General features: G+C 70.6%; 9 protein-coding genes. 4 read left to right on the top strand and 5 right to left on the bottom strand.

Annotated features, from left to right (window positions below; all coding sequences use genetic code 11):
* The 4 genes from AB0637_RS14720 to AB0637_RS14705 all read left to right on the top strand — a co-directional run.
* The coding region (locus AB0637_RS14720; RefSeq protein ID WP_366173176.1) for an NPCBM/NEW2 domain-containing protein at positions 1-438 on the top strand (438 nt) is incomplete at its 5' end.
* A gap of 225 nt (positions 439-663) precedes the next feature.
* A complete protein-coding gene (locus AB0637_RS14715; RefSeq protein ID WP_366173175.1) occupies positions 664-1,581 on the top strand; it encodes a hypothetical protein in 918 nt (305 codons plus the stop codon).
* Positions 1,582-1,637: 56 nt separating this feature from the next.
* Positions 1,638-2,933, top strand: a complete 1,296-nt coding sequence (locus AB0637_RS14710; protein WP_366173174.1) for an O-antigen ligase family protein — start codon at positions 1,638-1,640, stop codon at positions 2,931-2,933.
* A 25-nt stretch (positions 2,934-2,958) separates the two neighbouring features.
* Positions 2,959-3,663, top strand: a complete 705-nt coding sequence (locus AB0637_RS14705; RefSeq protein ID WP_366173173.1) for a DapH/DapD/GlmU-related protein — start codon at positions 2,959-2,961, stop codon at positions 3,661-3,663.
* A gap of 9 nt (positions 3,664-3,672) precedes the next feature.
* On the opposite strand, the gene AB0637_RS14700 is transcribed toward AB0637_RS14705, so the two are convergent.
* Genes AB0637_RS14700 through AB0637_RS14680 form a run of 5 tightly spaced genes read right to left on the bottom strand, consistent with a single transcriptional unit; the run spans position 3,673 to position 8,951 of the window.
* Positions 3,673-4,566 carry a glycosyltransferase gene (locus AB0637_RS14700; RefSeq protein WP_366173172.1) on the bottom strand — a complete coding sequence of 298 codons (894 nt, stop codon included), beginning with the start codon at positions 4,564-4,566 and terminating at the stop codon, positions 3,673-3,675.
* Complete coding sequence (locus AB0637_RS14695; RefSeq protein WP_366173222.1) at positions 4,550-5,416, bottom strand: glycosyltransferase; 867 nt, start codon at positions 5,414-5,416, stop codon at positions 4,550-4,552. The genes AB0637_RS14700 and AB0637_RS14695 overlap by 17 nt, the downstream gene beginning before the upstream one ends.
* 58 nt (positions 5,417-5,474) lie before the next feature.
* Positions 5,475-6,362 (bottom strand): glycosyltransferase family A protein, encoded by an 888-nt coding sequence (locus AB0637_RS14690; RefSeq protein ID WP_366173171.1) that lies wholly within the window; start codon positions 6,360-6,362, stop codon positions 5,475-5,477.
* Positions 6,337-7,821: a lipopolysaccharide biosynthesis protein gene (locus tag AB0637_RS14685; protein ID WP_366173170.1), complete on the bottom strand. Its 1,485-nt coding sequence runs from the start codon at positions 7,819-7,821 to the stop codon at positions 6,337-6,339. Before AB0637_RS14685 ends, AB0637_RS14690 begins: the two co-directional genes overlap by 26 nt.
* Before the next feature lie 32 nt (positions 7,822-7,853).
* Entirely contained in the window at positions 7,854-8,951 is a 1,098-nt protein-coding gene (locus AB0637_RS14680; protein ID WP_366173169.1) for a glycosyltransferase, read from the bottom strand.
* Positions 8,952-8,954: the final 3 nt, after the last annotated feature.

Raw genomic sequence — 8,954 nt, 5'->3', positions numbered from 1 at the left:
ACCGCACCCACGCTGGTCCCCGTGTCGTCCACGGCCTTCCGCACCGTCCGCAACGGTTGGGGCCCGGTCGAGAAGGACCGCAGCAACGGTGAGCTCAAGGCCGGCGACGGCCGCGTCCTGAAGATCGCCGGACGCACCTACTCGACCGGCCTGGGCGTGCACGCGCCGTCCGAGGTCGTCGTCCCGGTGGGCGGCTTCTCGACCTTCTCGGCCGAGGTGGGCGTGGACTCCGAGGTCGGCTCCAGCGGTTCGGTCGTGTTCCAGGTGTGGAACGGCTCCACCCTGCTCGCCGACAGCGGCGTGCTGCGTGGGGGGCAGGCGGCGAAGAGCCTCCTCGTGGACGTCTCCGGTGCCACCGAGATCCGGCTCGTCGTCACGAACGCGGGAGACACCAACACCGGCGACCACGCGGACTGGGCGGCTGCGTACCTGTCCTGAGACGCGTCCCCGATGTGGGGGTGGGTCCGGCGCCTCCAGAGCCGCAGCAAGGGCCCACCTTCACTCTCGGTCGCCAGCCTCCGAGAACGCCCCCAGGAATATCACTCCCCGTCACCATCATGAGCTGTTCGTGGCGAGAGATCCTCGCCACCCAGCGGATGTGGGTACTCTCTGCCTCGGTCCGACTACCCGAAGCGAGCCCGCCGACCAGATGGAGCATCATCCGTGGCCCAGGTGACCGACACCACTGTGAGTCCGCTCAGCGCCCTCGCCCGACGGTGGAAGCTCGCCGCTCTCTTGATCGTCGTCGGCGCCGGGGCCGGCGCCGGTTCTGCCTACCTCACACCGACGACGTACACCGGCGAAGCCCGGGTGGCCGTGGGAAGCCAGAGCCTCGACGCACGCGTCGTGGCCGGCTACACGAACGCGTCCCAGCAGCTCGCGTCCGACATCTCGCGGTACGTCAACGACCGGCAGGCCCAGAACGACCTCACCCCGGTGCTCGGGAACCGCACCAGCAGTGTGACCAGGATCTCCGCCTCCCCGATCGCCGGGTCCAGCGTCGTCATGGTGGAGGTGGACGCCAAGACCGCGTCCGCGGCCACGCAGGCGGCGGAGGCGGTGGCGAAGCAGCTCGTCGACCAGGTCAACGCCACCTACACGAACCCGCAGGAGCTGCTGCAGCGCTACACCGACATCAGCGGGCAGGTGCAGGCGACGCAGCAGGCCGTCATCAACGCGCAATCGGCGATCGGCGCGGCGCAGGCCGGTCGCGGCAACGCCGAGGCGCTGGCCGCCGCCCAGACCACGCTGCAGCAGCAGTCGACCCAGCTCGACGTCCTGAAGGTGCAGCAGGAGGCCCTGGGAGAGCAGTACCGGAACGCCACCACGCAGACGTCTGCCGTCGGTGGGCTGAGCATCGTCCGCGAGGCCCAGATCTCCCGGACCGACTTCTCCAGCACGCTGCAGCGCAACGGGTTGGCTGGCGCCGGCGTCGGAGGTGTGCTGGCTCTCGTCCTCGCCACGGTCCTCGAACGACGCAGGCTCCGGTCCGAGGCGTCCCGCTCCGACGCGACCTCCATCCACCTCGACGAGGAGTCTCCCCGGTCCTCGACGGTCGCCGGCTCGCCCCACCGGCTCTGAGCCCGGGCATGACGACGTCTGACGTCTCGGAAGCCCGGGACACCACACCGGCCCCGGTGACGACGAGCTCGTGGCGTTCGACGCCTGCGTACGTGTGGTGCTTCCTCGCCACGATCGTCTTCAACATCTTCTCGGGCCACTGGGACCGCCTCGGAGTTCCCCTCGGGCTCGACCGGATCTCGTTCTTCGGCGGCGTCCTCCTCCTCGCCCTCGACCCCTGGGCGTGGAAGCGGCGGAGCCTGGTCCTGCGCCCGGTGCACGGCGCGATGTTCGGACTGCTCGCACTGGCGACGATCTCCGCGGCTGGACACGGAACGCTCCTGAACAGCTACGGCCTCTTCGCGCTGCTGGACCGCCTCCTGGTCCCCTTCGTGATGTTCTGCCTCGCGCCGATCGTCTTCGCGAAGGCTGAACACCGCGCCCTCCTCCTCAAGACCCTCGTCGTCCTCGGCCTCTACCTCGGCGTGACCGCGGTGCTCGAGACGCTGAAGCTGTGGTCGCTCGTGTTCCCCAGCTACATCGGGGACCCCAGCGTGGGCATTCAGTTCGGCCGCGCACGGGGTCCCTTCGCGGCGTCCGAAGCCATGGGGATGGCCTGCGCCGCATGCTTCTTCGCGGCCGCACTGGCCGTGACCCGGTTCCGAGGAACCTGGCGGGTCGTGTCGGCCGCGGTCGTCGTCCTCAGCGCGGGCGGGGTGCTCATGTCGCTCACGCGCTCGGTGTGGGTCGGTCTCGTCCTGGGTTCCGTGATCGCGATGGTCATGACGCCGGCGCTGCGCCGCTACATCCCCGTCGCCCTGGCCGGGGGCGCAGCGGCTGTCGCCATCGCCCTCGCCGTCGTCCCCGGCCTGCAGGCGAGCGTCACCGAACGGGCCGGGACGTCCCGCTCGGTCCTGGACCGCTACAACACCAACGACGCGGCACTGCGCATCGTCGAACAGGAACCGCTGACGGGCGTCGGCTGGATGAAGTTCCTGGACGTCTCCGAGGACTGGGTTCGACAGGCGGACACGTACGGCATCACGAACGTGAAGATCGAGGTGCACAACGTCTTCCTGAGCCGCGCCGCGGAGTTGGGCCTGCCGGGAGCCGCGCTCTTCGTGGCGTGCATCATCCTGGGCCCCGCCAGGGTCCTGCTCCCCCAGAACTACCGGGACGCCGAACTCGTCGGCTGGCGGGCGGTGTCGCTCGGCATGACGGCGGTCTGGGGTGTGACGTTGATGTTGAGCCCCGTGCCCTACCCGCTGCCCAACACGCTGACCTGGTTGTTGGCTGGAGTTGCCCTGATCCCCTACGTTTCGTCTTCTAGACAAGAACGGCTTGCGCTCGAGGGCGTTGCGTCGCAGAGGTAGTGGCGCAGGACGAGAGGTGGGAACGGTGAGCACCGACGCTGCACCGCGGCACGATGTCGAGAGCCGGCCGGAGATGGGAAGTACCCGCAGAGCGCAACGCCTGGCCGCAGCGGCCGCCTACCTGGGGGTGGGTCGGCACCTGCCCTGGAGCCCTCGGCCCGGCGGCAGGATGGCGCGACGGGCCCGGGCCCTGACTGCTCGGTGGATGCTCGACGAGTGCGGCGTCGACGTCAACATCGAGCACGGCGCTTGGTTCGGATCGGGCAAGGGTGTGCGCGTCGGGGACCGGTCCGACATCGGCATGGACGCCCTCGTGATCGGCCCCGTGCACATCGGCGCCGACGTGATGATGGGACCGCGGTGCGTCCTGCTGGCGTCGGCGCACGAGACGCGACGTGTCGACGTCCCCATGAACCAGCAGGGGTTCCGCGAGGACCGGCCGATCGTCATCGAGGACGACGTCTGGATCGGCGCCGGCTGCATCGTCCTGCCAGGACGCCGCATCGGCACCGGCAGCATCGTCGGCGCGGGTTCCGTCGTGGTCTCCGACGTCCCTCCGTGGACGGTGGTCGCCGGGAACCCCGCTCGGATCGTCAAGAAGCGACGGACCGGTGACCGGCTCCCCGAGGCGGTGCAGGTCTCCGTTCCGCCGCCCGTCCTGGACGCCGCCGAGGTCTACGACGCGGTGCCCTCGGATCCGGCCGAGGGCACGGGCTCCCAGCTCCCGTGACCTGACCGGTCAGGCCGCCGTACCGGCCCGACCGCGACGGTGGGCACGCCAGTAGCCCCAGTCGAAGCAGACACCGGCCAGGGCGACGAACTGCTCGGCTTGCGCGTCCCGTCCGCGCGGGACGGCTGCACCGAAGCGCAGGACCGCCCGGCCGGTACGGGCCGCCAGGCGCCACCCCGGCAGCGGGGGGACCACGTCCAGCCCGCGTCCGGACCAGTCGCGACGGAGGCCGTGGTGGCTCTTGCCGTAGCGGTAGTTCTGCTCGAGGAGCTGGCGGGCAGCGTCCCGGGGCACCCACTCCATGAGGACGTCCGGGACGACGTCCAGCCGGTGCCCCGTCGTCCTCTGCAGGCGCCAGCAGAGGTCGGCGTCACCTCCGCTGCGGACGCTCGAGAAACCGTCCACCGCGTCGAAGTCGGAGCGCCGCACCGCGAGGTTGCAGGTCGGCAGGTACGGGAGGAAGAAGGGGTTGGCCACGTACTTGTCGAGACGGCTGAACTGCTGCACCTCGCTGGCTCGTTCCGCGAGCGAGGTGCCACCGCGCACGAGGGTGTCCGAGCCGACGATCCCCACCTGCGCGTCGGCGAAACGCTCCAGGGTCCTCTCCACCCACTCGGGGCGAGGACGACTGCGGGCGTCGAGGAAGAAGACCACGTCGGCGTCGGTCGCCGCCACGCCGACGTTCCGGGCGGCGTACGGGCCCGCACCGTGGCTGGGCACGACCGTGGCCCCTTCGACCGGTCCCAGGGTCGGGACCGGGGCGTCGTCGACCACGACGACCTCGTCCAGAGTCACGCTCTGCGCCCGTAGGCACGCCATGACCGCGTCGAGCATGGCGCCGTGTCCGCGGACCGGGAGGACCGCGGCCGTGCGCAGCGCCCTGGACTCACCGGGTTCCGGCACGCTCGTCCTCCCGTCCGTTCGCGAACCGCGAGGTGGACGGACTGCCCTGTGCACTCCGGCGACCGGCGTCCCAACGGGCTGCGGCGTCCAGGAGACGGGTGCGCCCCAGACGGCGTGCCCGGGAGATGAAGGGGTCTCGCGGTTCGCGCCGGACCCAGTCACCGACGGCGTCGACGACGGAGTACTGCTGCAGCGGCCGCACGTGCTCGAGGGCTCGGATCTCGGAGACCATGCGCCGGTGGTAGGCGCGCATGCCGGCGGTGCGCCGGTGCCCCCCACTCACGAGCAGCGCCGGGTCCACGACGATCCAGCCCCCCTCGGCGACGGCACGCCAGGACCACTCCTGGTCCTCCGAGGCGACGAGGGCCTCGTCGAAGGGCTCTCGTCGCCACGCGGCGGCGTCCCAGACGTCCGCGGTGTTCGTCAGCCCCCAGTAGCGGTGGCGCGCCAGGTACCGGGCGTCAGCGCGGACCGGCGCCGTCAGCGGCGCGTGCAGGGGATCGCTGTCGGCACCACAGGCCGCAACGGCCCCAGCCTCGATGTGCGACAGGGCGATCTCGAGCCAGTCCGGCCTGGGAAGCACTGCGTGGCTGGACAAGGCACCGTGCACGGGCGTCCGGGCGGCAGCCGCCCCCACGTTGAGCGCGTGGCCGTAGGTGAAGTCCTGGTGCCGGATCTGCACGACTTCGTCGGCGTCGCGTTGCGCCAGGTGCAGCGTGCCGTCGGTCGACCCCGAGTCGACCACGATCACGTGGGCCGGGACCGTCTGAGCGCGGATGGATTCGATCGACGCACCCAGTGTCCGTACCGAGTCGTACGTCCTGATGATCAGGCTGACCGTCGTTCCCACCACGTGGCCTCCTCCTCTTCCTGAGGTCGTCCCGCGCACGCCGGTGGCCCGACGTCGCTCACGCCGGCGTCCTGCCGACCACTCGCCGAACCCTACCCAGGGCCGCCCTCGCGTCCTGCCGCGCCCAGTGGCCCCAGGCCGACGCGTTGCGCAGGTGCCCGATGCCGAACTCCTCCGCGACCGCCCGACTCACCGGCCGCCCACGGTCCATCCACGTGCGACCGGAGTGATTCTCCCCGGTGCTGATGCTGTAGACCGCGCCGGGGAACGGCAGGGGGCTGAGCGGCGTGCCCCGCTCAGCCAGGTGGTTCCGGCTGTGCCGGTGGGACCCGAGCAGGTCACGCACGAGGAAGGGACCCAGTCGGTCGAGCAGCTCGTCCTGGGAGGCGCCGAGGCCGGGAACCTCTGCGGGGAGAGGGAAGACGTCGTTGGCGATGATCTCCGAGGTCCCGCACCGGTCCACGAAGTCGTGGGTGAGAGTGATCAGTCCTGTGGCCGAGGAGACGACGAAACCGTCCCGCACGTACCAGCCTGGGCCGTCCGACCCCGCCACGTGCTCCACGATCCGACGACTGACGAAGTCGTCGGCGTCGAACTTCATGACGTGACGCGGCCGGTGCCTCTGCGCTGCGAGCAGCGCCACGGCGAGCTTGGTCCCCTTGTCGCGCAAGACGGCCTCGCGACCCGTCGCCGGACCGCTCACGTCGGAAGGCGGAGGGAAGTCGACCTGGACGAACTCCACCTGGTCGGGGAACTTCCCGGACGGCACCTGGTTGCACACGACCACGACCCGGAAGTCGGGAACGGTCTGCGCACAGACCGAGGCCAAGGTCGCCCGCAGGAGCGACTCGACCCTTCCGTAGTCCTGGGAGTTGCGCGGGTGACGCACGGAGGTGATGAAGCAGAACACCGGGAGCCCTTCAGGAGTCGACGCCGGCGCGCTCACGCACACTCAGCTCGGTCGGCGTTCCACCGCGCTTGCGGCGCAGGACACCGCGGGCCTCTCCGGCCAGCCGACGGACGTCCGGCGAGAACAAGGAGGCGAACACGACGTAGGTGACGCCCCCCGCGAGGCAGAGCACGGCCACCTGACCCCAGGTGGGCGCGGAGAACCAGTGCTTGACCAGGACCATCGCACCGGCCGAGAGCGCCCCAGCCAGGACGATGGGCGGGAAACCCGTGTAGGAGGACCACGGCAGCCCGCAGACCCGCTTCAGGACGGCCAGGCGGAAGGGCCAGACACCGTAGGCCCGGGCGATGCTCGCCACCGCGAGGGCGACGAGACCGTAGGGAGCGACGATCAAGACGGTGACCACCTGGAGCACGGCGATGACGCTGGACAGCACGAGGTCGACGCCCGGGCGGGCGAACGCCTGGTAGAGGGACCTGTCGAAGGAGTTCATCGCCCACGCGAAACCCGTCAGCGTGATGACCGCGGCGACGTCGGCGCTGGGCTGCCACTTGTCACCGAAGACGAGGGGCACGAGCGTGGGGCTGGTCTGGCTGGCGAGGACCACCACGGGGACGACGATCGCAGCCGTGTACGTCAGCACCAGACGGTAACCGCGCCGGAGACGTTCGGGATCGTCCTTGAGGCGGGAGAACACCGGGAGCGTCACCGACTGCAGGACGGTCACGGTCAGTTCCATCATGATCTGCAGGATCCGCGAGGCGATCGTCCAGTAACCGAGCAGGACCGTCCCGCCGATGGCGGCGATGATGAACTGCTCCCCACGGTCGCGCACCTGGTTCAGCAGGTTGGCCCCCAGGACCTTCCAGCTGTAGGAGAGCATCGCCTTGGACTCCGCCTTGTCCCAGACCCGGCTCGGTCGCCACGACGAAGCGATCCAGAGCATGACCGTCGTGGCCACGGCGAGGACCAGGCTCTGGATGACGAGGGCCCAGACGCCTGCTCCGAGGAAGGCGGCCGTGAGGGCCGCGACGGTGCTCAGCACGCTCGCACCCACCTGGAGCTTCGCCAGTTGCTTGAAGCGCAGCTCGCGGGCGAGCAAGGCGGCCTGGACGCTGCTCAGCCCGGTGATCAGGACACCGATCGCCAGCACCATCAGCACCGGGGTCAGCCCCGGCTCGTGGAAGAGGAGAGCGAAGACGGGAGCCGTGACGACGACGGCGACGGAACTCACGACGCTCACCAGCAGGGCCGTCCAGAAGGCCGTGCTGATCGTCCGGTCCCCGATCTCCCGCGTCTGGATGAGGTAGGCCGAGAACCCACCGTCGGTGACGAGCTGGAGCACCGTCACGACGGCCGAGGCCAGGGCCACGAGACCGAAGTCCTTCGGGTCCAGCAAGCGGCTCAGCACGATGAACGAGGCGAGACCCGCGAGCCTCGACGCCCACTTCTGCGCCGCCGACCAACTGAGCCCCTGCAGGACCGTCGACCGCATGGACGGAGCCCTGCCCGCACCCGGTGCCGCGTTCACAGCGCCACCGCCGCGGCCGACGCCGTGGTGACGACGTGAGCGGAGACGTCCACGGTCGGGCGGGTGCCCATCAGCTCCGCGAGTCGCACGGTGACCTCTTCCCAGTCGCACCAGCTGAGGTCGGGCCGCCCTGCGGCCGGGTCGGCCAGGGCGTGCTCCACGTCGGAACCGTCGAGCTGCCCGTCGTACAGGTGGACCCACTCCCGTCCGACCTCGGTCTGCAGTTCTTCGAAGACGGGTGTCCGGGGCAGCAGGACCGGCCGACCCACGGACAGCGCCATGAGAGCACTCCCCGAGTTCGTGACGCGGGCGTAGGGCAGGACGACGAGGTCGCACGCTGCGATCGCTGCGGTGAGTTCGGACTGGCTCAGGTAGCGGGGAAGAACGGTCGTCGCCGTGCGCCGCTGCACACCGGCGAGGTAGGTCCTCGTCTCCTCGTCCGCCGGCGCCCCCGCCAGGAGCAGGTGGACCGGGGCCGAGGCGTCGCAACCGGCGAGTGCGTCGACGAGGGTGCTCACCCCCTTGTACGCCTTGAGCTTGCCGAAGAGCGTGACGACCTCACCCGAGGTCGGCACTCCCAGGTCGCTGCGGGAGTGCTCCGAGGAGGGCACCTGTCCCACGACGTCGCGGTAGTGGCCGTGGGGGATGACGACGACGCGTGCGCGGCGGGCGGTGGGCGTGACCGCGAGGAACTCCTCGGCCCCGGCCCGGGTGAAGCAGTGGACGTGCGTGGCCAGGGCACCCAGGACGGCCCACAGCCCCTTCTCGGCGCGCCGTCGACGCACGTCGTGCCCTGCGATGTTGTGCACGGTCAGCACCACCCGGTGGCCGACCAGACGCGCCACCGCGCTGGCCAGGAGTAGGCGACCGGCCTCACGCCAGGGGTGGCCTCCGTTGAGGACCCACTCGGGCCACTGCAGGTCGACCCACCCTCGTCCACCGGCGCGGTGGCGCACGAGCTGCTTGAGGGAGAACGGGCGGACGGTCGCGCCTGCAGCGCACCACGCCTGCGCCCACCGCGCCGGGTAGGGGTTGTCCGACAGGCCCTGCACGTTGAGGAAGACGTCGACCGCCGAGGCGTCGGATCCCTTCACTGC

The organism is Kineococcus sp. NPDC059986 (assembly GCF_040702905.1).
GTDB lineage: Bacteria > Actinomycetota > Actinomycetes > Actinomycetales > Kineococcaceae > Kineococcus.
This window is presented reverse-complemented; position numbering and strand designations above follow the sequence as displayed.

Coding starts and splice junctions, on each gene's coding strand:
- AB0637_RS14685 (WP_366173170.1), bottom strand. CDS start 7,821: ATGCGGTCGACGGTCCTGCAGGGGCTCAGTTGGTCGGCGGCGCAGAAG.